The sequence below is a fragment of the Acerihabitans sp. TG2 genome (genome assembly GCF_035013185.1).
In the GTDB taxonomy this organism is placed as follows: domain Bacteria; phylum Pseudomonadota; class Gammaproteobacteria; order Enterobacterales; family Enterobacteriaceae; genus Acerihabitans.
The window spans coordinates 43,009-64,630 of sequence record NZ_JAYGJO010000008.1; the positions used below are offsets into that span (position 1 = coordinate 43,009).

A 21,622-nucleotide genomic window follows, 5' to 3' on the forward strand; every position below is an offset into this window, starting at 1 on the left:
TATGGCTAGCCAAAAGGTGCAAAACGTATCCAAATCGGATTCATTAATTTTAAAATAAATAAATCGAACAAAGAGATAATGTGTTTAATATCCCTGTCTTATGATAGCCGTATATTCACGCGATAAAACCGTGTGGTGCAGATCACTATGTTTTCTGGTGGTCAAAGAGAGGCTTCATGAACGTCAGATTCAATATTAACGCCGCCAACTGGCGCTTACTGCCAAACGGCTGGGATGTTATCGCGTTTCCACTGATTATTTGTCTGATCGCGATGATCGGTGTGGGTTTCCATCAAACCCTGTTGCCGATAGCCAGCCTGAAAACCCAAGCCATCTCGCTGGATCCGGGCAACTTGCCGGAATATGCCATGCGAACCACACTGCGTATGTTGGTGGCTATGGCGGTATCGCTATTATTCACACTGGTGTATGGCACCCTGGCTGCCAAAAGTCGCCGCGCTGAAAAAGTGCTGGTGCCGATGCTGGATATTCTGCAATCGGTGCCGGTGCTCGGCTATATATCTTTTACCGTGACGTTTTTTATCGCCTTGTTCCCTGGCCGGGTGCTTGGGGTTGAGTTGGCGGCGATCTTTGCCTTATTCACCAGCCAAGCCTGGAATATGACATTCAGCTTTTATCAGTCATTGCGCACCGTGCCGCGCGATTTGGTGGAAGTGTCCCGCGGATTTCACCTGAGTCCCTGGCAGCGCTTTTGGAAGCTTGATGTTCCCTTTTCCATGCCAGGTCTCATTTGGAATATGATGATGTCCATGTCCGGCGGCTGGTTTTTTATCGTGGCGTCGGAAGCCATTACCGTCGGCAATAACTCGTTTACACTGCCGGGTATTGGCGCCTACCTTGCCCAGGCTATTCTGCGGGAGGATTTGCATGCTGTCGGCTGGGTATTACTGGCCATGGCGGTGGTTATTCTGGCTTATGATCAATTGCTTTTCCGTCCATTGGTGGCTTGGGCGGATAAGTTTCGCATGGAAAATACGCGCTCGGGCAGTGCGCCGACTTCCTGGGTGCTGAACCTGATGCGGCGTACCCGCTTGATCCATCAGCTTTTGGCACCGTTGGGCGTGTTGCTCGCCGTGGCCGCGCGCATTCCGTTGCATTTGCCTCGGCTCAATTGGCCGCACGCCCGGGTGATGCCACGAGAAAAACTTTCGCGCCTGGGCGACATCATTTGTGTGGTGCTGGCCATTCTAGTGACGGCGTATGTGGTGTCTCGGGTGGTGGTCTATACCAAGACCGGGGTTACACTTGGTGAGGTTTGGCATGTTCTGATGCTGGGATGCTTTACCCTACTGCGGGTGAGCGTGCTGATTTTCATCTCCTCACTTATTTGGGTACCGCTTGGGGTGATGATTGGTCTGCGCCCGGCCCTGGCCGGCAAAATCCAGCCGATTGCGCAGTTCCTGGCGGCGTTTCCGGCAAATTTGCTGTTCCCGGTATTTGTCATCACCATTGTGCATTTCCACCTTAACCCGGACATTTGGCTGTCGCCGCTGATTGTTCTAGGTACCCAGTGGTACATTTTGTTCAATGTGATTGCCGGCACGACGGCGTTTCCCAACGATTACCGGGAAGCGGCGGCTAATTTCCATATCCACGGTTGGCAGTGGTGGCGGCAAGTGATGTTGCCAGCCATTTTTCCCTATTATATTACCGGGGCCATCACCGCATCTGGTGGGGCATGGAATGCCAGCATTGTTGCGGAGTTCGTTCAATGGGGCAGTACGCAGGTGACCGCCCATGGACTGGGTGCCTATATTGCTGAAAATACTGCCGCAGGTGATTTTCCCAAGATTATTCTGGGCATCGCGGTGATGTCGTTGTTTGTGACATTATTTAACCGCCTGCTATGGCGGCCTATGTACGCTTATGCTGAATCCAAGTTTCGCGCCGATTAGAGGATAACACCCGATGCAACACTGTAACATTGCCCCAGTTATTGGGGCGGGTCCTAATGAGTTGGCCACTGGCAACGCTATTTTATCGGTAAAACAGGTCAGTCATGGTTTTAATAAAACCCATGGTGAGTTGCTGATCTTAGATGATGTAAACCTGACGCTAGGCGCGGGTGAGATTGTCGGTTTATTGGGTCGCTCCGGGTCGGGTAAGTCTACGCTACTACGCATTATTTCTGGGCTGATCACGCCTAGTGCCGGGGTGGTCGATTATCTTGGTAAGCCGCTGGATGGGCCGGCCAAGGGTATTGCTATGGTATTCCAGACCTTTGCCTTATTTCCATGGCTGACGGTGTTGCAAAACGTTGAAGCGGGTCTGGAAGCCTTGGGGGTCGCGGCGGCGGAACGTCGTAAACGCGCACTGGCGGCCATCGATCTTATCGGCTTGGACGGTTTTGAAAATGCGTATCCCCGTGAACTGTCCGGCGGTATGCGCCAACGGGTGGGATTTGCCCGGGCGTTGGTGGTTGATCCCACCTTACTGCTGATGGATGAGCCATTTTCGGCGCTGGATGTCCTGACGGCGGAAACCTTGCGTACTGATCTGTTGGATCTGTGGAGCCAGGGACGGATGCCGATAAAGTCGGTGTTGATTGTGACGCATAATATCGAAGAAGCGGTGTTTATGTGCGATCGCATCTTGGTGCTCTCCTCCAACCCTGGGCGGGTGGTGGCTGAGATAAAAGTGCCGTTTAAGCATCCTCGCCATCGTCTTGACCCGGCGTTTCGCCGGTTGGTTGACGATGTGTACGCCAAAATGACTACGCGGCCGGCGGGGGATACAGTAAAAAAAGGCTTGGTGCTGGGTACCCGATTGCCCCATGTTTCCACCAATCTCGTTGCCGGGTTGATCGAAACCCTGGCGGGGGCACCATATCATGGTCATGCCGATATGCCGGATATTGCCCATTCACTGCATCTGGAAGTGGATGATCTGTTTCCTATCGCCGAAGTCTTGCAGTTCCTGGGATTTGCCGATGTGCGTGAAGGGGATATTATTTTGACACCGCCTGCGCGGGTGTTTGCTGAGTCCGATACTCAGCCGCGCAAGGTGATGTTTGCCGAGCATTTGCTGTTATATGTGCCACTGGCTGCGCTGATTAAAACAGTGCTTGATGAACGCCCCGGTCACCGCGCACCGCGCTTGAGATTCGAGCAGGAGTTGGAGGATTCTTTGTCCGATGGTGCCGCTAAAGAGACGCTGGATACGGTGATCAACTGGGGACGTTATGCCGAAATATTCTCGTATAACGACCAGACGGAATTCTTCAGTTTGGAAGATGTGGAGTTTTAATCTACAGTTTTATGGGAGTAATTGATTAGAGAACCGATCACCATCGGTTTAATGCACGCTGGCACCATGCCGGCGCGCGAATAAGGAGAAGGGTATGAGACCAGAATTTATCCAGCATTGGAGCGCCTTGGAAACCCAGGACCGGCCCGGTTATCCTGACGACAGCCCGGAGCTGATGTCCATTGGCGCGCCGCTGGGCCGCGCGCTGGGGCTGACTCGTATCGGCATTCATCACGAGCGTTTACTCCCGGGGCGCCGCACCACTTATCCCCACGCAGAAAGTGCGGAAGAGGAGTTTGTCTATGTGCTGGAAGGTCATCCCCACGCCTGGATCAACGGTGAGCTGTTTCAGCTCAATCCGGGTGATGCGGTAGGGTTGCCGGCCGGCACGGGGATTTGCCATACGTTCATCAACAACAGTGAACAAGAGGTTCGACTCTTGGTGGTGGGGGAATCGGCCAAAGCGGAAAACCGGATTCATTACCCTAAAAATAGCGAATATGAGCAGACCCGGCGGGATCAATGGGTAGCGCCGCCGGCACAACAATTTGGCCCGCATGACGGTTTGCCTGACGCGGCGAAAGGTTGACGCGTTGCCATCGTGCCGGGTGTTGGAGCCTGCTGGCGCAGAGAAATGGGTGACCTGCCGGCGGAGTGTGGTGGCAGGTTGTATAACGCCGGACCGAAGGGGAAGGGATTAAACGCGTTCGATCTGGCCGGTAAAGCGGTTACGCAGATCGCGGCGAGCAAGTTCAGCTACCCAGAAACAGAACATATGGCCGGTGATTTCTGAAAAATGTTCCGCCAGCGGCTGATGCCATGGTGCGGGTACGGTGCCAAATAAGGGCAGCAATACCACGTGAAAAGCAAACCAGACTACCAGTCCATAGAACGCACCTTGCCATAGTTTTACGCCCGGTTTGAATTCGGCGATGATGCAATACAGCATGGCGAAGGTAATCGAAAAGCCAAAATGCATAATAAAGCTGATGATGGGACGAGGGCTGCCGTTATACAAATAGGTGGTGTGGGTGAAATTAAAAGAAAATCCGAGTTGTTGCAGTATTTCCTGCGGGGGATTAATCAGATCCCGCGCTGCGGTGCGGGGGGGAAAGGGGATTTCCCAACCAAACTTAGTAATGGCGCAAATTGCACCGGCAATCAGGCCAAGCAATATGGCGAGAATGATTTTGTCCTTTACGGTTTCGCACTTCATGTAACTATTCCTTATAGAACCATCGAGTAGATCAGTCCGGCACCACCAGTTTATTCCCCTTTTAATGTTTCGACTATATATTGGCTGAAAGGATTCAGCTATTTTTGGTAACTATTTTTGGCAACAAAGCTAAAACGCTGCTTATGGGCAGGTATAGCTGACCCATTGATCCTGCGGTGCATTGATTATGCTAAAACGGTTATCAGATAACCGTTGGGCTAAAAAACCTTCTGGTGTGACGGCGGAAGGCACATATTTAGTGCGATCGGTGGTGAACAACGTTCCGCTATCGATCTCTTTGTCCGGCAGGGTGACCTGAAACGAGGTATATTTATCGAGAATCAACGCTTGCGTGGTACCCAGGGGTTGCCCTGATAGGGTGCGTACGTTGGCTTGGCACACTTTGCCTTGGTAATGGGATGAACAGGCGCTGATGGCCAACATGCCCGCTAGCAGCAACATCTTTCCCCACCGTGGGTGGAGCAGCGTTTGGTTTGGCGGTATGCGCAGGGACCCTTTTAATGTGTGCCTTGGTGGCACCGCTAATGCATTAGCCACGCTTGCAAATTCGCCCATAGACCCTCCATTTGTTTGGCTCATTATAGCCGGGTTTTGGGCGAAGGTAAGAATATGTCCGGGTGGACTATTGCGGATAAGGCACCCAACTGCCGCCATCCAGTTGAATATAGGGTTTGCCATGGCATGGTGGACAGGCCTTTTTCTGCACTGATACCGTACAGATGAACCAGAGCCGCTTAATCACCCTCCATGGCGTTTACCACCCGATGTTCGGTACTTGCGCCAGCGTCGGTTATGACCTGGCGCTACGGGATTTAACCTTGCTGATCTTATGTACGCTTCATCTTGGAGACAAAAAATGATGATCACTGCGTCACAGTTACTCCCGTTTGCTGCTATTGCGCTGGGTTTGGTGCTGACACCTGGCCCGAACATGATCTATTTGGTATCGCGCTCTATTTCCCAAGGAAAACGGGCGGGGTTGATATCGCTAACAGGCGTGGCGCTGGTTTATGGCCACCGTCCTGGCCGGGTTAGCGGTAAAAATGATGGTTGAGGGCCGAAGATGACCCTAGGCTGGATCTATTTTGAAGGTGAGGTTATTAACCAGCACTAACAATTAGCCACCAAATGCCCTATACTTTTGACTTTGTAAGAGTCGATTTTTTCGATATATCTTACTGATTTTAATGAAATAATCAGGTTAACCAGAACCGCGTGGGAATTATTATGCTTAAGAATCTTTGTGTCGCATCGGTGCTGATGCTATTGGCCGGTCTGGCGGGGTCTGCGCTCGCCGAGGAAAAAGCCTGTCCCGCTGCGGGAGACATGATCAATAACAGCAATAACCTGATTATGCTAAGTGGCACGGCCAAGGGCAACATCCACAGGGTGGTGGGCGGCATGCTGGGCAAGGATCTCGATGAGCAAGCGCGATCCAGCATTCTATTTGATCACTGTGGCGTGCTGACGGAAGAAGCCTATGATTACCACAAGGCAGAAGGCAACGTCGCGCTAAGCATGTCCAATCATATTCGCCGCACGCCAGACGGTGGTTGGGACTCGGTGTACGATATTGCCATTTTTGCCAGGCGTGGTGATCAGGTGAAGTTAGTGAACCATAAACAGGGTGAAACGCATTTTTTTGTCGGGAAACACGGGGTGATCACCTCGTCCAGCGATGTGTTTACCCTTAATGACCAACCTGGGTTTACCTCCGCCACCTACGATTATGACCCTCGGCTAAGGCTGGTGCAAAGCACAGCCAGAGGGTCTGATGCGTTAAGCAATGATCACAGCGTTTATCATTACGATAAGAAAGATTTATTCTCCGAGGTGATCTCATCCGATGGCAAGACCACTTTCCAGTATGATGCTAAAGGTAATGAAAAGGGCTCCTTCTCATTCTCTCGCACACCGGTAAGTGAGATCACCAAAAAAGAGTCCTGCCAGAGAAACGATAGTATGGGCAACTGCATATTAAGTTATGGCCGTGAAATGGAAATTTCATCTCAAGGGATTATTTACCGACACCGCAGTACCGCAACTCAATATGAATATTGGGAATGACGGCGCAAGCGCGGCGGATTTTTTCGTTGAATCGGGCAAAATTTTTGCCCGATAATCGCTTTACTGCCAGCGAGAGCAGTATTTTTCGGCCTTGGTCGATGTATGACTAAAGCACTAACGGCTGCATCGGAAGACAATATGATGTCATTGCAGTGCTGCAAATTTGCTGTAGCCAGGGTCGCACTAGTTATCATGCTGATGTTCAGTTGCTTCGGCACGCTTGAGGCGGCGGAACCGGCATTTTTGAATATTGCGCAAATGGCGGTGGTGCGACAGCAATTGCGCCATCATCGCGCCGCGCCACCCACCGCTGAGGCATACCGTCATTTACTGATGGCCGCGGATGCCGCACTGAAAAAACCGAATCTCAGTATCACCGACAAAGGTATGATGCCCCCCAGCGGTTCGAAACATGATTACCTCAGCTTGAGTGCTTATTGGTGGCCGGACGAGCGCAAAACCGCTGGGCTACCGTGGATCCGTAAAGACGGGCAGGTGAATCCTGCGAGCAAAAACGATCAAAGCGATGGAGTGCGGCTGGCGGACTTCACGGCGCGGGTGCAGAACCTGGCGCTGGCCTGGTATTTTTCCGGTGAACAGAAATATGCCAATAAGGCTGCGGGCCTGTTGCGTACCTGGTTTATTACGCCACAAACCCGGATGAATCCAAACCTGAATTTCGCGCAGGGTGTACCGGGAATCGCGCCAGGGCGTAACGCCGGCGTGTTGGATGGCCGTTATTTTTCGACCCGAATTGTTGATTCTCTGGTGTTGCTACAGGGAAATCCAGCATGGCAAGACAACGACGAACAGCAAATGCAGACGTGGTTGAAGGATTATCTGCACTGGCTACTGACCAGTAACCTCGCCAAAAAAGAAGGCCGTACCAAGAATAATCACGGGAACTGGTACCTCACGCAGGTTGCAGGCATTGCGTGGTATCTCGGCGATAACGCGGTGATCCGCCATATGGCGACGCTGATGGAAAAAAAACTGGATGTACAGCTCCAACCTGACGGTACTCAGCCTGCGGAGCTGGCGCGCACCCGCTCATTTCACTACAGCTATTTCAATTTGCAGGCGATTAGCATGATGGCGGTGCTGGCACAAAAAAACGGCATCGATCTCTGGCATTACCAGACACCACAGGGCGGCAGCGTGCTGAAGTCGCTGAGTTTCATGGCGAATTTTACTGACGATAATGTGCCGTGGCCGTACAAAACCCTCGATCAGATCCGCGTGCGTCCGGTGCCGTTGCTGTCATGGGCAGATAATGCCACCGGTGAAAAACGCTACCAACAGCAGATCCGCAGGGCTACGTTCACACTGCCGCCCACGGTGAAGACGACCTCGGGTGATTATCACGAAGATGCTACGCACGGTGCGGTGTTGGAAGCCGAACGGGAAACCTGGTTACTGACATTGCCCTCCTTTGCGACTGGATATGTTGCTCCACAACCTAGCGCACGCAAGCATTCTCTGCCGGATTGAGGGGAAAAAAACAGCCTTCATGGCTGCCGTATTTGCTGATGTCTACGGATTATGGCTTGATGATAATCGGCCGATTCAGACAAAAAAAAAGCTGCCAAGCGGCAGCTTTCTCACTATCCGATCTTAATACATGGCACCTGGCGGCACGTCTTTAACAGTATTAACATAAGATAGCAGAATTTTTTTCAGAAATTTACGGAATTTCATACGCTTCCCCTCATCAGGTTACCCTGTGTACTATTGACTCTTGATGTATCAATAGTATGACCTTCATCACAAAAATGCAATGATATGTGATGTGGATCACATAATAAAGAGCATGTTTTTACCAGGAGGGCAAAAGCGCTACGGCTTTGATGGGCCGGGAACGGAATTTAACGTTGCATATTGTCAACATTAAAACAGCGGTATGGCTTTGTCCTTATCATCCACCGCAACGAAATTAAAGCTGCCATGTACGACTTCTTCCCGACCTTCGGCGTACATATTTTCCAAAAAAATAGACACATCCACGGTGATACTGGTTGTGCCAACCCGGGCCACGGTTCCCACCAGTTCAATGATGGTGCCGGAAGGGATAGGGCGGGTAAAACTGATTTTTTCCGTCGATACTGTGACCAGCCGCTTGTGGCAAAATCGGGTAGCGGTAATAAATGAAACTTCATCCATCCAAGCCAAGGCGGTGCCGCCGAATAGCGTAGAGTGATGATTAATCGTGGTGGGAAAGACAACTTTGGCGACGGTGGTGATGGCACGCGTTTTTTTTAGCTCTATTTCTGCCTGTAATGCATTTTGCATAGCAATACCTTTACATTCCATTAACAAAAATTCTGAGCTGATTATGCCTTATCCACTGCGTGACTCACAGTGGAATCAACAAATTTTTGTCCCCGCAACGAATATCATTTCGGCGCCCTCTTTGCTTGCCGTTGAACAGGGATCATTTTTCCCCAGCATGAGGCCAGCGCGCTTAATGTCGCCAAGAACGTCATTTTTGCGTGGTTAAAGGAAGGCATTGTGATAAAAAAGGGTGAATGACTCTGTGTTTGCTGCAGAAAAACGCCAATATCCGCCTGCCGGTCAAGTGCAGGCGGTTGATAACCAAAATCGGGTCAAACTATGCTATTTACTACACCACCGTCCACTCGTAGCGCGGCGCCGGTAGTCGCCGATGCCTGTCTCGAACAGGTATAAACTACCAGATTAGCCACTTCTTCGGGTGTAGCCAAACGTTGAAGAATTGAGGTGCTGCGCTGCTGACGAACAAAATCCGTACCCGCTTGTTCGATACTGACTCCCGCGTGTTGGGCGGAATCCTTCAGCATCGCCCTGACGCCGTCGGAAAGCGTCGGACCGGGCAAGACGGAGTTGACCGTCACCTGACTGCCGGCAGCCAGCCTGGCCAAACCACCGGCCACGGCGAGCTGTGCCGTTTTTGTCATGCCGTAGTGAATCATATCTGGCGGGATATTGAGTGCTGACTCGGAGGAAATAAAAACGATACGGCCCCAATCGCGGTCAAGCATACCTTGCAAATAAAAGCGCGACAGCCGTATGCCAGACATGACATTGGTTTGGAAAAAACGCTCCCACTCTTGATCCTCAATTTCAAAAAAAGGTTTGGGGCCATAAATGCCGGCGTTATTGACCAGAATGTCGGTTTTGGCCACCACGCTGGTGATACGCGCGACCCCAGCCGCGTCGGACAGATCCGCCACGATACCCTGCACACTAGCCAAGGGCTGTTCGAGCTTAATGCGATCCAGCGCGTTATCCACCGAAGTCTGGCTGCGGCCATTGATCACCACGGACGCGCCGGCATGCGCCAGCCCGATGGCGATAGCGTAGCCAATACCGCTGGTGGATGCGGTAACCAGGGCGGTTTTATTGGAGAGGTCGATGTGCATAAGATGCTCCTGCATGTGAGTGAATAGACTCTGCGTTTATTATATAGGCATGTTAATGGGTTGGTGTCCCGTATAACGCGCTACTCTAGTTATAGGCGAGATCCACACTGTTTTAAACTACAGGTGTTTTGACGACGGTATTTCGATCCAACGCGTGTCTGGAGAATAATGGGTTTTTGCCCGATGAGAGGCCGTTTCGCATGAGCTGCGTAAGCTGAAGTTATGAACGGAATAAGGGTTGAAACAAGCCAGTCGACCTGTACAGGCTAACCAATGTATGAAACGTGAAATGATTAAGATTGTGCAACGATATATTGACGTGACGGAAGGTGCAATATGGGGCAATTAGGATGCCCCGAACACGAAGTTCGAGGCGTAAAGTCTAGCTCATTGCTACATGAAACCGACGCAAGTATGAACCTAAATGACTAAGCCGTAAACAACAAAACTGACAGTTTTTTTGGCCCGATAACGGGTTGTCCAACATTTGCTCGCAATAACGTCACGGGGCCGGTTTTTTGCCCCGTAAGCATGGCCCTGGTGGACTAAAAAAGCCCGCACAGAGGAGCGGGCAAGAACTTCACAGCAAAACAAAGAGCGCATTTTGCACGAGAACAATTTTGCAAAACTGCGTATCACATTCTGTGCCATCATAGCCAACACAATTCAATACTTGTACAACCGGTTGGAAGAATGGCCGGGAAAATGTCCTGGTGGTGGTTGGTAATATCAGATGATCGGCAAATAGGGTTCCTATACTGAGTCGATTTGGTCATGCGAGCTGAGTTATACCGTCTATACTTATGCCAGATGTCGTTAACGGTCGGGTTTGCCAAACCCTTACCGTGGTTCCTGATAATTCTGTCTGTATGGCATAAGGAGTAGGGTGCGCGCGTTAGCCTTACTGTTGATTGCAGTTTTGGTGCTGTGGGTAGTCGTGCCACGGCTGCTGCCTCTCTTGCCTCCTGGCTACCATCCCATGGCGCCGCTGGAGGTAACCGATCCACCTACCGTTGTCACCCGATTTAAACTTAACGCGCTTGCTGCCGATCCTTCCGCCTGCCTGTTGGCCCTGCAACGAGCCGATACGGCAGGGTATATCTCATATAGCCTGGTTAACGACACGATCGGCGACTGCCCACTGGTGTCCGCGGTCCGAGTTCGCCGCTTTGGGCAAGTGAGACTCAGCTCTAGTTTCCTGGCTAGCTGTCCGCTGGCGCTACGCAGCGCCATGTTTGTTGGTCAAATTGCCGCGCCGCTGGCGGTTAAAGAACTCGGATCGCCCTTAGCCCGGATTGATCATCTAGGCAGTTATGCCTGTCGTAATATATACAACCGAGCCCAGGGACGTCTTAGCGAACATGCCAGCGCCGATGCGCTGGATGTTGCCGCTTTTACGCTGGCGGACGGACGTCGAATTGCCATATTGCCTCAATGGCCGCAGCAGGATGCGGCAGGTCAGTATCTCCACGGTGTGTTGGCCGGCAGTTGTGGTTTTTTCGGTAACGCGCTTGGGCCGGACTACAACGACGCCCACGCCAACCATTTTCATTTGGGTATGCGCGGATTTAACCTCTGTCGTTAAGGTGAAGGGTGCCTGGCCGATCGGCTAATCGGCCAGGATGTGATCCAGGGCGTCCCATGGTGAATAAAGCGATGGTGGAGCGTTGTAGACGCTAGGTAAAAGGAGCATTCTGACGGGGCGCCCCGGCATTATCGAAAGACATTTCGCCGGCTCGTCTGGGATTACATTAATAAGACTTTTATTACATAGGCCCCGGTGCCATTGGCCGTCGGGGGAGTGTTTCACAGCAGGTTTTGTCCTGTAAGGCATTAAGGTAATAGTATGGTCCGTAAAACTCCCATTGAGCGATATCGCAACATCGGCATTAGTGCACATATTGATGCCGGCAAGACCACCACCACTGAACGTATCCTGTTTTATACCGGCGTTAGCCATAAAATTGGCGAAGTGCATGATGGCGCAGCCACCATGGACTGGATGGAACAAGAACAGGAGCGTGGGATTACCATTACCTCTGCAGCGACAACCACCTTTTGGAAAGGGATGGCCGGGAACTATCCGGAACATCATATTAATATTATCGATACCCCGGGACATGTTGATTTTACCATTGAGGTGGAACGGTCAATGCGGGTGCTTGATGGTGCCGTGATGGTTTATGACTCGGTGGGTGGCGTACAACCCCAGTCGGAAACGGTTTGGCGCCAAGCCAATAAATATAAGGTCCCGCGTATCGCGTTTATTAATAAAATGGATCGCACCGGTGCGGACTTCTTTCGCGTGCAAACACAAATCGCCCAACGCCTGAAAGGCGTAGCCGTACCCGTGCAGATCCCGGTGGGTGCTGAAGAGGGATTTCTGGGCGTGGTCGATCTGGTCAAGATGAAAATTATCCTTTGGGATGACGCCACTAAGGGGGTGAGCTTTAGCTATGAGGAGATTCCCGCCGAGCTGTTGGCATCGGCGCAGGAATGGCGCAACCATATGGTGGAAGCGGCGGCTGAGGCCAGCGAAGAGCTCTTGACTAAATACCTTAACGGCGAATCCCTTACTGAGGATGAAATTAAGGGCGCGCTGCGTAAACGGACCATCGCCAATGAGATCGTACCGATGCTCTGCGGCAGCGCCTTTAAAAATAAAGGGGTGCAGGCGTTGCTTGACGCCGTGGTAGATTATCTGCCGTCGCCTATCGACGTGCCGGCCATCGCCGGTCATGATGAAGATGATAATGAGTCCGAACGCCACCCTAGCGATACCGAACCCTTCTCCGCGCTGGCGTTTAAGATCATGACCGACCCGTTTGTCGGTCAGTTGATCTTTTTCCGTGTTTATTCCGGGGTGATCTCCACCGGTGATTCGGTTTACAACCCGGTTAAGGGTAAAAAAGAACGTCTGGGACGCTTGTTGCAGATGCATGCCAACGAACGCAAAGACATTAAAGAAGTTCATGCGGGTGATATTGCCGCCACCGTGGGTATGAAAGATGTCACTACCGGCGATACGCTTTGCGATCCCGAACATCCCATCATCCTGGAACGCATGGTCTTCCCGGATCCGGTGATTTCGCAAGCCATCGAACCTAAGACCAAGGTCGATCAGGAAAAAATGGGCATCGCGCTGAGTCGGTTGATGCAAGAAGATCCTTCTTTTAGGGTTAAAACCGATGATGATTCGGGCCAGACCATTATTTCCGGCATGGGCGAGCTGCATCTAGAAATTTTGATGGAACGCATGCGGCGTGAATTTGGCGTAGAGGTGTCGGTGGGCAAACCGCAAGTTGCCTACCGGGAAACCATTAAAAAGACGGTTGACGAAGTGGAAGGAAAGTTCGTCAAGCAGACCGGTGGTCGAGGACAGTATGGTCACGTGGTATTGAAGCTCGAACCACAACCGGCCGGTAAGGGCTACGAGTTTGTTGATGCCATCAAAGGCGGTGTGGTGCCGCGCGAATATATTTCGTCCATTGACAAGGGTATTCAGGATACCCTGACCGCCGGCGTGCTTGGTGGTTATCCGGTCGTGGATATTAAGGCCACGCTGTTTTTCGGGTCCTACCATGAAGTCGACTCCAATGAAAATGCGTTTCGCATGGCGGCGTCGATGGCGTTTAAAGATGGTATGCGTCAGGCGCAGCCGATTCTGCTGGAACCGATGATGGCAGTGGAAGTCGAAACGCCGGAAGATTTCATGGGTAACGTGATGGGTGATCTCTCTTCACGCCGCGGCATGGTACAGGGCATGGAGGATATTCTGGGTAGCAAGCTGATTCGCGCTGAGGTGCCATTAGCGGAAATGTTCGGTTATTCCACTACCCTGCGTTCTATGTCGCAAGGACGTGCGACCTATACCATGGAATTTAAACACTACTCCGAAGCGCCCAAAGCCATTGCCGACCAGGTGATAAAAAACCGCGGCGGTAAATAACCCGCAGCAGGGGACTCAGCCCCCTGCAACGGCGCGCTATGTCAAAAAGTCCCGGCCCTGCGGCCGGGACTTTTTATTCGTGACCACAAAGACCGCTTAATGTGCTAATGATATACGTGTTCTTTTTTGGGTGCACGTTGTGCCATAATGGTGGCATGGAGAGTTTTTTCCGGATATCATTTAGCGCAAAGGATTTGGCCAGGTGCGCCTATGATAGGAAGCTTTAAAGAAGGTGAAACAGGGGCGCTGTGCCGATTTTACCAACGTAACCAACGCAGCGGGGAGCTACCCGCTAGTATAGAGAATCAACTGCGACGCAAGCTCAGCATGCTGGCGGCGGCAAGTTCGGAGCGTTCATTGTTCCAACCCCGCAGTAACCATTACGAACGTCTGTATGGTAGTTTGGCGGGTTGGTCTAGCATCAGGGTCAACATTCAATGGCGATTAGTTTTTCACTGGCATGATGGCGCGGCATTTGATGTTTATCTGGACCCATACAAATATTAACCGGAGGTGAGATGGACACTATTACGGCGGAACCGACCACTGTGGGTGAAATGCTCCATGAAGAGTTTTTGAAACCGTCTAATATCACTCAGCAGCAATTGGCCGATGCGATGGGATTATCTCGCAAAGTGATCGGCCAGATTGTGAACCGTACCCGCCGCTTGAGCGTTGAAGAAGCGACCAGGCTGGCGGCATTGTTTGAAATGGACGATGATTTCTGGTTAAACCTTCAGGCGGCACACGATCGTTGGGAATCACATCAGCTGATGGCCACCCGACGCTATCAGCCGATTAATACAATCCTGTCTGCTGGCTGATGCAGCGTAAATCCGTCGCACAGACGGTTGCGGCCTAGAAGTGAGAAACCTCGCCGTTTACGGCGGGGAGCCGTCACACAAAGCTGTCGTCGTCGTCGTTGAAGTCATCGTTGGTGCCGAAATCGTTATCGGCGCCAAAGCGGGTATCGGCGAAGTTGTCGTCGGTCCCCACATCACGGTCCGTTATACCCATGCCGTTATTACCGAGAAAGCGACTGTCCGATACATCGTTGAAGGTGTCCAGATTGTCACTGGAAAAATCCTGATGGGTCAGCGGATCCGTGGCGGCATCCAGCGGTTGCTGGATCACGTTCACAATTTCTTCCGGTCGACTATTGTGAAACATGCCGGTTAGCATATTGCCCAGCACCATGCCTCCCGCCACGCCAGCGGCTGTTTGCAACGCGCCGGCCATAAAACCACTGCCGCGCGCCGGGGCCTGAACCGGTGGCTGCCCATAACCCTGGGCGTAACCGTTGTATCCCGGCGGCGGGGTCTGCGGGGCGCCATATCCACCGGCGGAGGGGTGCTGCGGCTGATTATTCCACATCGGCGCTTCCTGCGGTCGGCTGGTTCTGGAAGCGCCGCCGCCGAAGAGGTTACTCAAAAAACCACCGCTGGGCGCCGATGCGTTTTTGAGTGCAGTGACGTGTGCTTCCAACTGCTGAACCTGCTGATGCAGGTTCTTTAGCGCCGCTTCCTGAATAAGAATTGATTGTGCCATATAATAAGGCGCGGCGGGTTGCAGTTGGATAAATTCCTGGATTTGACGATCAGCCCCGGTATCACGCGGTCCGGCCTGCTGTTCCGTTTGCTTCAGACGCTGAAACAGACCCTCAATAAGACGTTGTTCTTCTGATTGCATAATCTTGACCCTTAAACGTGTATATCTGCGCAGCGGATGCGGTTATTTGCTCAATCTGATGAGCATAAATTTAGCCCGTTAATGACCTATGCGAAAGATGGCAGGCGTAAAGGTTTTTAGTAAATTGTTACCAATTTACACTGTTAGGGTTACACAATGTCTATTAAACCTTTTTTGATATAACACAACTCTATTTGTAATGATGGGGGTTATACTTTTAACCAGTGTTTAATCAAGGTTGGAGGAAAAAATGATTCAGGTTTATGACAGGAATCGCAATGCCATTATCCCCGGTCAGAAAGTGATGATTGCCGCTACCGGAGAGGTGTCTGTGGCCCAAGCCATTGATACCCAGGGACTACCGGCCGTGAAGGCTGAACGTGCACATTGTGTCCAGGTAAAGGACCGCTCAGAACGCTTTGTTCCTTACGAGTTGATCCGTCTGGCGTGACGTGCCCGCTTAATGTGTGATTAAAGCCGCGTAATGCGGCTTTTCAATGTATAACAACTCTTTTTTAATTATTACCTCTTTTTATCCGGTTCGTTTAGGCTGCCTGGACAGTCGCGGTTTTTTTTATGCTATCTTTTCCGGCAACTGCTTTTATTCACAGCCTGCGGGAGAATGCCCATGACAAAAGACCCTCAACGAACGGTTCTGGTACTGCCCCAGCGCGCCGATAGGCTGCTATTGCACTCATGCTGCGCCCCATGTTCCGGTGAAGTGATGGAAGCCTTGAGTGCGTCCGGTATCGATTACACCCTTTTTTTCTATAATCCCAATATTCATCCGCAACGCGAATACCTGATTCGCAAGGATGAAAATATCCGTTTTGCCGCTAAACACCAGGTGCCGTTCGTGGATGCGGATTATGACAGCGATAACTGGTTTGCCCGGGCGAAAGGTATGGAGAGCGAGCCTGAGCGAGGCATTCGCTGCACCATGTGTTTTGATATGCGTTTTGAGCGTACCGCGCTTTATGCCTATGAACATGGGTTTAGTGTGATATCCAGCTGCTTGGGCATTTCACGCTGGAAAAATAAGGATCAGATCAACAACTGCGGTCAGCGCGCAGCAGGCCATTATCCCGGCATGACCTATTGGGACTATAACTGGCGCAAGCAGGGCGGGTCCGCGCGCATGATTGACATCAGCAAACGGGAGCGTTTTTATCAACAGGAGTATTGTGGGTGCATTTATTCACTGCGCGACACGAATAAACATCGACGGGGACAAGGACGGGATATTATCCGTATCGGTACGACCTTTTATGGCGACGAGCCGCAACCGAATCAAAATACGGGTGGTAGTGACGAACCCGCCTCGGTGGACCTTTGACACCATCTGAATCGGCTGCAATGGGTTGACGAACCGGGGTCATGGCATGCGTGGCAACAATACTTTTCAGCAACAATACTTTTCTATAATGGTTACTGCTGCCAGATTAATATAGGGTTAAATGTGTTAATTAAATTGCGGACATAAACGATAATGTTTAATATATGTTTATATTAGTTAACCTGTTCATTTTTTTATCCCCGTTGCGTATTCATCCGCAGGATTAATCTGTTATTTCATACCCGCTGACGGGCAGTTCATTCCTGATTAGCGGTATTTCATTCCTTATTTGATCTGCTCATGTTGCCCTTCCCATATAGTAAAGCCATCAAACCCGAACGCTGGGTATCGGCTTTTAAAAACTAATGAACGCGAGGCAACACATGAAAACGCAAAGTCATAATCGTATGCGGTGGCTGACGTTGTTTGGCACCATCGTGACGCAATTCGCTTTGGGGTCGGTTTATACCTGGAGTCTATTCAATAGCCCATTGGCAGATAAACTGCACCAGCCCGTCAGCCAGGTTGCTTTCGCCTTTGGGCTGCTAAGCCTGGCGCTGGCGGTGGCATCATCGGTGGCCGGTAAATTTCAGGACCGGTTTGGCGTACGTAACGTGACCCTCGGCGCAGGCCTGCTGTTAGGGATAGGATTTTGCCTGACGGCGTATGCCAGTAACTTGGTGATGCTTTGGGTCTGTGCTGGGCTGCTAGTCGGGTTTGCTGATGGCATTGGTTATTTGATGACCTTGTCCAACTGTGTAAAATGGTTTCCAGAACGTAAGGGCGTTATATCCGCCTGCGCGATTGGAGCCTATGGTTTAGGGAGTCTGGGGTTTAAATATATCAATAGCCAATTGTTGGCGCATTACAGCCTGGAACGGACCTTTGAATTGTGGGGATTGATAGCCATGCTCATGGTGATCGCCGGCGGACTGCTGATGAAGGATGCTCCGGCGCAACAGACCATAAAAACCCGCGCGGTTCGCGACTTTTCATTGGCAGAATGTATCCGTATGCCGCAGTACTGGCTGCTGGCCATGATGTTTTTAACTGCCTGCATGAGCGGACTGTATGTTATCGGTGTGGCGAAGGATATCGGTGAAAGCCTGGTCCATATGTCCCCGCTAGCGGCGGCTAATGCGGTAACCATTATCGCGGTGGCAAACCTCGGTGGCCGACTGGTACTCGGTGTGCTCTCCGATAGAATGTCGCGTATTCGTGTGATCTCCCTGGCGCAGGTCGTCTCGCTGGTTGGTATGGTATCATTGTTATTCACTCACCTCAGTCCGGTGCTGTTTTTTATGTCGATTGCCTGCATTGCGTTTAGTTTTGGCGGCACGATTACGGTGTACCCTTCACTGGTAAGTGATTTCTTTGGGTTGAATAACCTGACTAAAAACTACGGTGTGATTTATCTGGGTTTTGGTATTGGTAGTATTATCGGTTCTATTGTTGCTTCACTCTTTGGTGGATTTCTTGCCACTTTCCATTTAATTCTGGTTCTCCTGATCGTGTCGTTAATAATATCATTAACGCTGCGTAAGCCTGGCGAAAAGAGTGCAATGAAGTTGCAGACTGCTATTCACAATTAAGTCAAATTCGAACCTCCCCCACTGGCAGTTTAGCCGCCAGTGGGCATTAACATCCCATGCCATCCCCTATGATGTCTCTTCCTCGCGACGCATTGTCCGTCCTATCCCCTTGATGATCTTCTTATAACCCTTGGAATATGATGTTTGGCCTATCGTTTGGCCAATGAATACGTCATGAGCTGAACCGTTTCACTTATCGTGCCAGCGATGAGCGAGCGCAGTAGAAAAGTGGACCGGCAACGTGACTGACCCTCTTACCGCCATGAATCACCAGTAAGGCGACGAACCTACGGTATCACGCGTTTTTTTATGCAGGGTTTTTGCCTCCGCTATCGTCCAGTTATGACTATTACTGCTATGATCGTTATTGAATCCAGTCCAGTGTGTGGTACGAAACATTCCGCGGGTGAGCAAATCGCTAAAATCGGTGCTGACGTTTTTGCAACATGATCTATTATTCGGAATTTAAGTAGGGACAACCTTATCAAAATAGGGTATTTAATGATTTATATTCTCGTCCCAGTTATTTCCTTTAGGCATGCAACCATTTTTTCCAAAAGCAAACTCGCCGGTTAGTGCCTGCGTGCAGTCGGTGATATGATGCGCAGCTCGATAGAACAAGGCCGTTATCCCCAGGTGTCGACGCTTGGCGGAGAGAGTGAATAACAATTGATACAAAAAAAACAAAAGGATATGCAGTTAATGACACAGCCCATTTTTATGGTTGGCGCAAGGGGTTGCGGCAAGACCACCGTTGGCCAGCTATTGGCCCTGACGCTGGGGTATGAATTTACCGATACCGATGAAATGTTGCTGCGTTCTACCGGCCAAAGTGTGGCACAAATCGTTGAGAGAGAAGGATGGGCGGGTTTCAGGGCAAAAGAGAGCGAAGTATTAAAAAGGGTCACCGGTGTATGCAAGGTGATCGCGACAGGCGGCGGTATCGTTTTGGCGGCAGCCAATCGCCAGTTTATGCAAAGCCACGGCACGGTAATTTATCTGCATGCGCACGCCGATGTATTGGCACGGCGACTTGAAGCCTTTCCGCAAGACGATCAGCGTCCGAGTCTTACCGGACGGCCGATCGTTGAGGAAATTGCCGAGGTCCTGTTAGCGCGGGAAACGTTGTACCAGGATGCTGCCCATCATGTGTTCGACGCTGCCGTGTCGCCTGATGGGGTCGTTGCCGCGATAGTCCGGCAGTTGCAGCCGCAGTGCCAATTGGGTTGCTCAAGACCCTGAGTGCAATCCAGTGGCTTAAGCTATACTGGATTAATGAACCCACTCTAGAAGGAATAGTCGCATGGCAAGCAATCCCCCCTATCCACGTGAAGCGCGTATTGTGCGAAAAGAACAAGGACTGCCGGGCGAAACCAAGCAAAAGTTCGAGCTGCGCGCCGATCATCCTAAGCCGAATACTCTTATCAGTGAACATGATACTGAGTCGGAAGCGCAGGATGCCAAACAGCGTTATCAAGGCGTAGATAAAGGCTAAACTTCAGCTTTTGCCCCAGGGAATCAACCGACTGATTCCGGTTAATCTATTCGTTGGCGAGACAACATATCGATTCTGCTTTTGGTCCGTCATTTTTTGGCAATAAGGCGTGACAAATCATTGATTCGCCTTTTAATATGAATGACTGAAATTATTATCGTAAAGGAATAGATTTATGCTGAACGTTAATGAGTATTTTGCTGGAAAAGTAAAGTCCATTGGATTTGATTCCGCAAGTATTGGCCGGGCCAGCGTCGGTGTGATGGAAACCGGCGAATATACGTTCACCACTGCCCAGCCCGAAGAAATGACCGTACTAAACGGCGCATTACGGGTGTTATTACCGGGTTCCCATGATTGGCAGGTCTTTATGCCTGGCGAGGTGTTTTTTGTGCCAACGCAAAGTGAATTTATTGTGCAAGTGGCGGAAGCCAGCGCCTACCTATGCAAATATTTAAGTAAATGATTTTTGCCTGAGGCGCCCATTGGCGGTTGCCTCATGAGCGTAGCCCGCAATGCCGCCATGGGCATTGCGGGCTACCGACCTGACATTATGCTCAGCGCTGGGCTTCGCCACCGAGGGCGGTGATGAGTTGCTCAATTAATCCCGCAAGCTCGCCGGTCATCAGGATAAAATCAGCGTCGAAACGTTGGGCATAATCTTCCCGATCGATATCATCGTTTTGTTCGCGCAGCGTATCGGCGAATTTCAGCCTTTTGAGGGTGGCATCGTCGGCCAGGATAAATTGAATTCGCTCCTGCCAATCAAGGGCAAGTTTAGTCACCACTTTCCCGGCTTCAATATGTGCGGCGATTTCGTCACTGGCCAGATCTTGTTTTTTGCAGCGGATAATCCCACCATCTTCCAGCAGTGCCTTTAATTCAGCCTCATCTTGCACCTGGAAACCCGCGGGCACTTCGCCACCGCGCACCCATTGCGTCAGGGTAAGCTCAATAGGATTTTCCAGCGTCAGCGGCACCACCGGCAGCGAGCCAAGGGATTTACGCAATAGCGCCAGGGCATCTTCTGCTTTTTTTGCGCTGGCGGCATCAACAATGACCAGGCTGCGCGTGGTGTCCAGCCAGATGAAGGTCTGACTAAAGCGGCTGAACGCTCGTGGCATCAGGCTAAAAAGGACCTCATCTTTAAGCGCGTCTTTTTCCGTTTTGCGCAGCTTGCGGCTTTGATCGTTTTCCAGTTTCTCAATCTTGCCCTGCAATTCCTGTTTTATCACCGAGGACGGTAAGATTTTTTCTTCTTTGCGCACGCAAATTAAAATCTGGTCGTTGACAGCGTGGGTTAACGCCTGGCTCTTGTCACCCAATGGGGACACCCATCCCGACTTTGCCATATCCTGGCTGCCGCACGGGGTGTATGCGGCGCCCGCCAATTGTTTTTCCATCTCTTCCGCCGATAACACGAGCTCGCGGTTTAGACGGTAAATCATAATATTCTTAAACCAAAACATGATGTTATGTCCCTGACCGGGCACGCCTGCACGCGCGCGGGTTATTCATACGCAGCGCGCATGATAGCGCATTGAGCGCGTAAAATCGGCAAGGATTTTTTTTGCTTTATGACGAATTATCCT

Annotated in this window: 22 protein-coding genes and 1 pseudogene; 16 read left to right on the forward strand and 7 right to left on the reverse strand. The window is 51.1% G+C overall.

Annotation, left to right across the window (positions count from 1 at the left end; all coding sequences use genetic code 11):
• Positions 1–176: 176 nt before the first annotated feature.
• From SJI19_RS09345 to SJI19_RS09355, 3 genes are all read left to right on the forward strand, one after another.
• The gene (locus tag SJI19_RS09345) at positions 177–1,916 is read left to right on the forward strand and encodes an ABC transporter permease subunit (RefSeq protein ID WP_323477990.1); all 1,740 of its coding nucleotides are present in this window, start codon (positions 177–179) and stop codon (positions 1,914–1,916) included.
• Between the two features lie 13 nt (positions 1,917–1,929).
• The gene (locus SJI19_RS09350) at positions 1,930–3,267 is read left to right on the forward strand and encodes a nitrate/sulfonate/bicarbonate ABC transporter ATP-binding protein (RefSeq protein ID WP_323477991.1); all 1,338 of its coding nucleotides are present in this window, start codon (positions 1,930–1,932) and stop codon (positions 3,265–3,267) included.
• A 94-nt stretch (positions 3,268–3,361) separates the two neighbouring features.
• Entirely contained in the window at positions 3,362–3,856 is a 495-nt protein-coding gene (locus tag SJI19_RS09355) for a cupin domain-containing protein (RefSeq protein ID WP_323477992.1), read from the forward strand.
• A gap of 108 nt (positions 3,857–3,964) precedes the next feature.
• Here the strand turns inward: SJI19_RS09355 and SJI19_RS09360 are convergent, their stop codons facing one another.
• A complete protein-coding gene (locus SJI19_RS09360; protein ID WP_323477993.1) occupies positions 3,965–4,483 on the reverse strand; it encodes a DUF1440 domain-containing protein in 519 nt (172 codons plus the stop codon).
• A 141-nt stretch (positions 4,484–4,624) separates the two neighbouring features.
• A complete protein-coding gene (locus SJI19_RS09365) occupies positions 4,625–5,059 on the reverse strand; it encodes a hypothetical protein (RefSeq protein WP_323477994.1) in 435 nt (144 codons plus the stop codon).
• A 304-nt stretch (positions 5,060–5,363) separates the two neighbouring features.
• Here SJI19_RS09365 and SJI19_RS09370 point away from each other — a divergent pair.
• From SJI19_RS09370 to SJI19_RS09380, 3 genes and pseudogenes are all read left to right on the forward strand, one after another.
• Positions 5,364–5,510 (forward strand): annotated as a pseudogene (locus SJI19_RS09370) (LysE family translocator); the annotation flags it as partial.
• Between the two features lie 221 nt (positions 5,511–5,731).
• Positions 5,732–6,571, forward strand: coding sequence for a hypothetical protein (locus tag SJI19_RS09375; RefSeq protein ID WP_323477995.1), 840 nt, complete (start codon positions 5,732–5,734; stop codon positions 6,569–6,571).
• A 141-nt stretch (positions 6,572–6,712) separates the two neighbouring features.
• The gene (locus SJI19_RS09380) at positions 6,713–8,062 is read left to right on the forward strand and encodes an alginate lyase family protein (RefSeq protein WP_416347528.1); all 1,350 of its coding nucleotides are present in this window, start codon (positions 6,713–6,715) and stop codon (positions 8,060–8,062) included.
• A gap of 123 nt (positions 8,063–8,185) precedes the next feature.
• Here SJI19_RS09380 and azuC read toward each other — a convergent pair whose 3' ends face one another.
• The 3 genes from azuC to SJI19_RS09390 form a co-directional block, all read right to left on the reverse strand.
• Complete coding sequence (azuC, locus tag SJI19_RS24840; RefSeq protein ID WP_162367771.1) at positions 8,186–8,269, reverse strand: stress response protein AzuC; 84 nt, start codon at positions 8,267–8,269, stop codon at positions 8,186–8,188.
• Positions 8,270–8,458: 189 nt separating this feature from the next.
• Positions 8,459–8,860, reverse strand: coding sequence for an acyl-CoA thioesterase (locus SJI19_RS09385; protein WP_323477996.1), 402 nt, complete (start codon positions 8,858–8,860; stop codon positions 8,459–8,461).
• Positions 8,861–9,174: 314 nt separating this feature from the next.
• Positions 9,175–9,969 (reverse strand): SDR family NAD(P)-dependent oxidoreductase, encoded by a 795-nt coding sequence (locus SJI19_RS09390; RefSeq protein ID WP_323477997.1) that lies wholly within the window; start codon positions 9,967–9,969, stop codon positions 9,175–9,177.
• An 886-nt stretch (positions 9,970–10,855) separates the two neighbouring features.
• On the opposite strand from SJI19_RS09390, the gene SJI19_RS09395 reads away from it, so the two are divergent.
• The 4 genes from SJI19_RS09395 to SJI19_RS09410 all read left to right on the forward strand — a co-directional run bounded on the left by SJI19_RS09395 (position 10,856) and on the right by SJI19_RS09410 (position 14,742).
• Positions 10,856–11,554: an extensin family protein gene (locus tag SJI19_RS09395; RefSeq protein ID WP_323477998.1), complete on the forward strand. Its 699-nt coding sequence runs from the start codon at positions 10,856–10,858 to the stop codon at positions 11,552–11,554.
• Between the two features lie 261 nt (positions 11,555–11,815).
• The gene (gene fusA / locus SJI19_RS09400) at positions 11,816–13,918 is read left to right on the forward strand and encodes an elongation factor G (protein WP_323477999.1); all 2,103 of its coding nucleotides are present in this window, start codon (positions 11,816–11,818) and stop codon (positions 13,916–13,918) included.
• A gap of 210 nt (positions 13,919–14,128) precedes the next feature.
• Positions 14,129–14,425 (forward strand): type II toxin-antitoxin system RelE/ParE family toxin, encoded by a 297-nt coding sequence (locus SJI19_RS09405; RefSeq protein WP_323478000.1) that lies wholly within the window; start codon positions 14,129–14,131, stop codon positions 14,423–14,425.
• 11 nt (positions 14,426–14,436) lie between these two features.
• Positions 14,437–14,742, forward strand: coding sequence for a HigA family addiction module antitoxin (locus SJI19_RS09410; RefSeq protein WP_323478001.1), 306 nt, complete (start codon positions 14,437–14,439; stop codon positions 14,740–14,742).
• A gap of 73 nt (positions 14,743–14,815) precedes the next feature.
• Here SJI19_RS09410 and SJI19_RS09415 read toward each other — a convergent pair whose 3' ends face one another.
• Complete coding sequence (locus SJI19_RS09415) at positions 14,816–15,607, reverse strand: DUF2076 domain-containing protein (protein WP_323478002.1); 792 nt, start codon at positions 15,605–15,607, stop codon at positions 14,816–14,818.
• A gap of 250 nt (positions 15,608–15,857) precedes the next feature.
• Here SJI19_RS09415 and ydfZ point away from each other — a divergent pair, with 250 nt between their 5' ends.
• The 6 genes from ydfZ (at position 15,858) to ppnP (ending at position 20,496) form a co-directional block, all read left to right on the forward strand.
• A complete protein-coding gene (gene ydfZ / locus SJI19_RS09420) occupies positions 15,858–16,058 on the forward strand; it encodes a putative selenium delivery protein YdfZ (protein WP_323478003.1) in 201 nt (66 codons plus the stop codon).
• A 177-nt stretch (positions 16,059–16,235) separates the two neighbouring features.
• On the forward strand, positions 16,236–16,943 hold the full coding sequence (locus SJI19_RS09425; protein WP_323478004.1) for an epoxyqueuosine reductase QueH: 708 nt from the start codon (positions 16,236–16,238) through the stop codon (positions 16,941–16,943).
• A gap of 365 nt (positions 16,944–17,308) precedes the next feature.
• The gene (locus SJI19_RS09430) at positions 17,309–18,535 is read left to right on the forward strand and encodes an MFS transporter (RefSeq protein WP_416347526.1); all 1,227 of its coding nucleotides are present in this window, start codon (positions 17,309–17,311) and stop codon (positions 18,533–18,535) included.
• Positions 18,536–19,237: 702 nt separating this feature from the next.
• Complete coding sequence (gene aroL, locus SJI19_RS09435; protein ID WP_323478006.1) at positions 19,238–19,777, forward strand: shikimate kinase AroL; 540 nt, start codon at positions 19,238–19,240, stop codon at positions 19,775–19,777.
• A gap of 61 nt (positions 19,778–19,838) precedes the next feature.
• The gene (locus SJI19_RS09440) at positions 19,839–20,030 is read left to right on the forward strand and encodes a YaiA family protein (RefSeq protein WP_323478007.1); all 192 of its coding nucleotides are present in this window, start codon (positions 19,839–19,841) and stop codon (positions 20,028–20,030) included.
• Between the two features lie 175 nt (positions 20,031–20,205).
• Positions 20,206–20,496, forward strand: a complete 291-nt coding sequence (gene ppnP / locus SJI19_RS09445) for a pyrimidine/purine nucleoside phosphorylase (protein WP_323478008.1) — start codon at positions 20,206–20,208, stop codon at positions 20,494–20,496.
• Between the two features lie 91 nt (positions 20,497–20,587).
• Here ppnP and rdgC read toward each other — a convergent pair whose 3' ends face one another.
• Positions 20,588–21,499 carry a recombination-associated protein RdgC gene (gene rdgC, locus SJI19_RS09450; RefSeq protein ID WP_323478009.1) on the reverse strand — a complete coding sequence of 304 codons (912 nt, stop codon included), beginning with the start codon at positions 21,497–21,499 and terminating at the stop codon, positions 20,588–20,590.
• Positions 21,500–21,622 lie beyond the last annotated feature (123 nt).

Coding starts and splice junctions, on each gene's coding strand:
- SJI19_RS09345 (WP_323477990.1), top strand. CDS start 177: ATGAACGTCAGATTCAATATTAACGCCGCCAACTGGCGCTTACTGCCA.
- SJI19_RS09350 (WP_323477991.1), top strand. CDS start 1,930: ATGCAACACTGTAACATTGCCCCAGTTATTGGGGCGGGTCCTAATGAG.
- SJI19_RS09355 (WP_323477992.1), top strand. CDS start 3,362: ATGAGACCAGAATTTATCCAGCATTGGAGCGCCTTGGAAACCCAGGAC.
- SJI19_RS09360 (WP_323477993.1), bottom strand. CDS start 4,483: ATGAAGTGCGAAACCGTAAAGGACAAAATCATTCTCGCCATATTGCTT.
- SJI19_RS09365 (WP_323477994.1), bottom strand. CDS start 5,059: ATGGGCGAATTTGCAAGCGTGGCTAATGCATTAGCGGTGCCACCAAGG.
- SJI19_RS09375 (WP_323477995.1), top strand. CDS start 5,732: ATGCTTAAGAATCTTTGTGTCGCATCGGTGCTGATGCTATTGGCCGGT.
- SJI19_RS09380 (WP_416347528.1), top strand. CDS start 6,713: ATGTCATTGCAGTGCTGCAAATTTGCTGTAGCCAGGGTCGCACTAGTT.
- azuC (WP_162367771.1), bottom strand. CDS start 8,269: ATGAAATTCCGTAAATTTCTGAAAAAAATTCTGCTATCTTATGTTAAT.
- SJI19_RS09385 (WP_323477996.1), bottom strand. CDS start 8,860: ATGCAAAATGCATTACAGGCAGAAATAGAGCTAAAAAAAACGCGTGCC.
- SJI19_RS09390 (WP_323477997.1), bottom strand. CDS start 9,969: ATGCACATCGACCTCTCCAATAAAACCGCCCTGGTTACCGCATCCACC.
- fusA (WP_323477999.1), top strand. CDS start 11,816: ATGGTCCGTAAAACTCCCATTGAGCGATATCGCAACATCGGCATTAGT.
- SJI19_RS09405 (WP_323478000.1), top strand. CDS start 14,129: ATGATAGGAAGCTTTAAAGAAGGTGAAACAGGGGCGCTGTGCCGATTT.
- SJI19_RS09410 (WP_323478001.1), top strand. CDS start 14,437: ATGGACACTATTACGGCGGAACCGACCACTGTGGGTGAAATGCTCCAT.
- SJI19_RS09415 (WP_323478002.1), bottom strand. CDS start 15,607: ATGCAATCAGAAGAACAACGTCTTATTGAGGGTCTGTTTCAGCGTCTG.
- ydfZ (WP_323478003.1), top strand. CDS start 15,858: ATGATTCAGGTTTATGACAGGAATCGCAATGCCATTATCCCCGGTCAG.
- SJI19_RS09425 (WP_323478004.1), top strand. CDS start 16,236: ATGACAAAAGACCCTCAACGAACGGTTCTGGTACTGCCCCAGCGCGCC.
- SJI19_RS09430 (WP_416347526.1), top strand. CDS start 17,309: ATGAACGCGAGGCAACACATGAAAACGCAAAGTCATAATCGTATGCGG.
- aroL (WP_323478006.1), top strand. CDS start 19,238: ATGACACAGCCCATTTTTATGGTTGGCGCAAGGGGTTGCGGCAAGACC.
- SJI19_RS09440 (WP_323478007.1), top strand. CDS start 19,839: ATGGCAAGCAATCCCCCCTATCCACGTGAAGCGCGTATTGTGCGAAAA.
- ppnP (WP_323478008.1), top strand. CDS start 20,206: ATGCTGAACGTTAATGAGTATTTTGCTGGAAAAGTAAAGTCCATTGGA.
- rdgC (WP_323478009.1), bottom strand. CDS start 21,499: ATGTTTTGGTTTAAGAATATTATGATTTACCGTCTAAACCGCGAGCTC.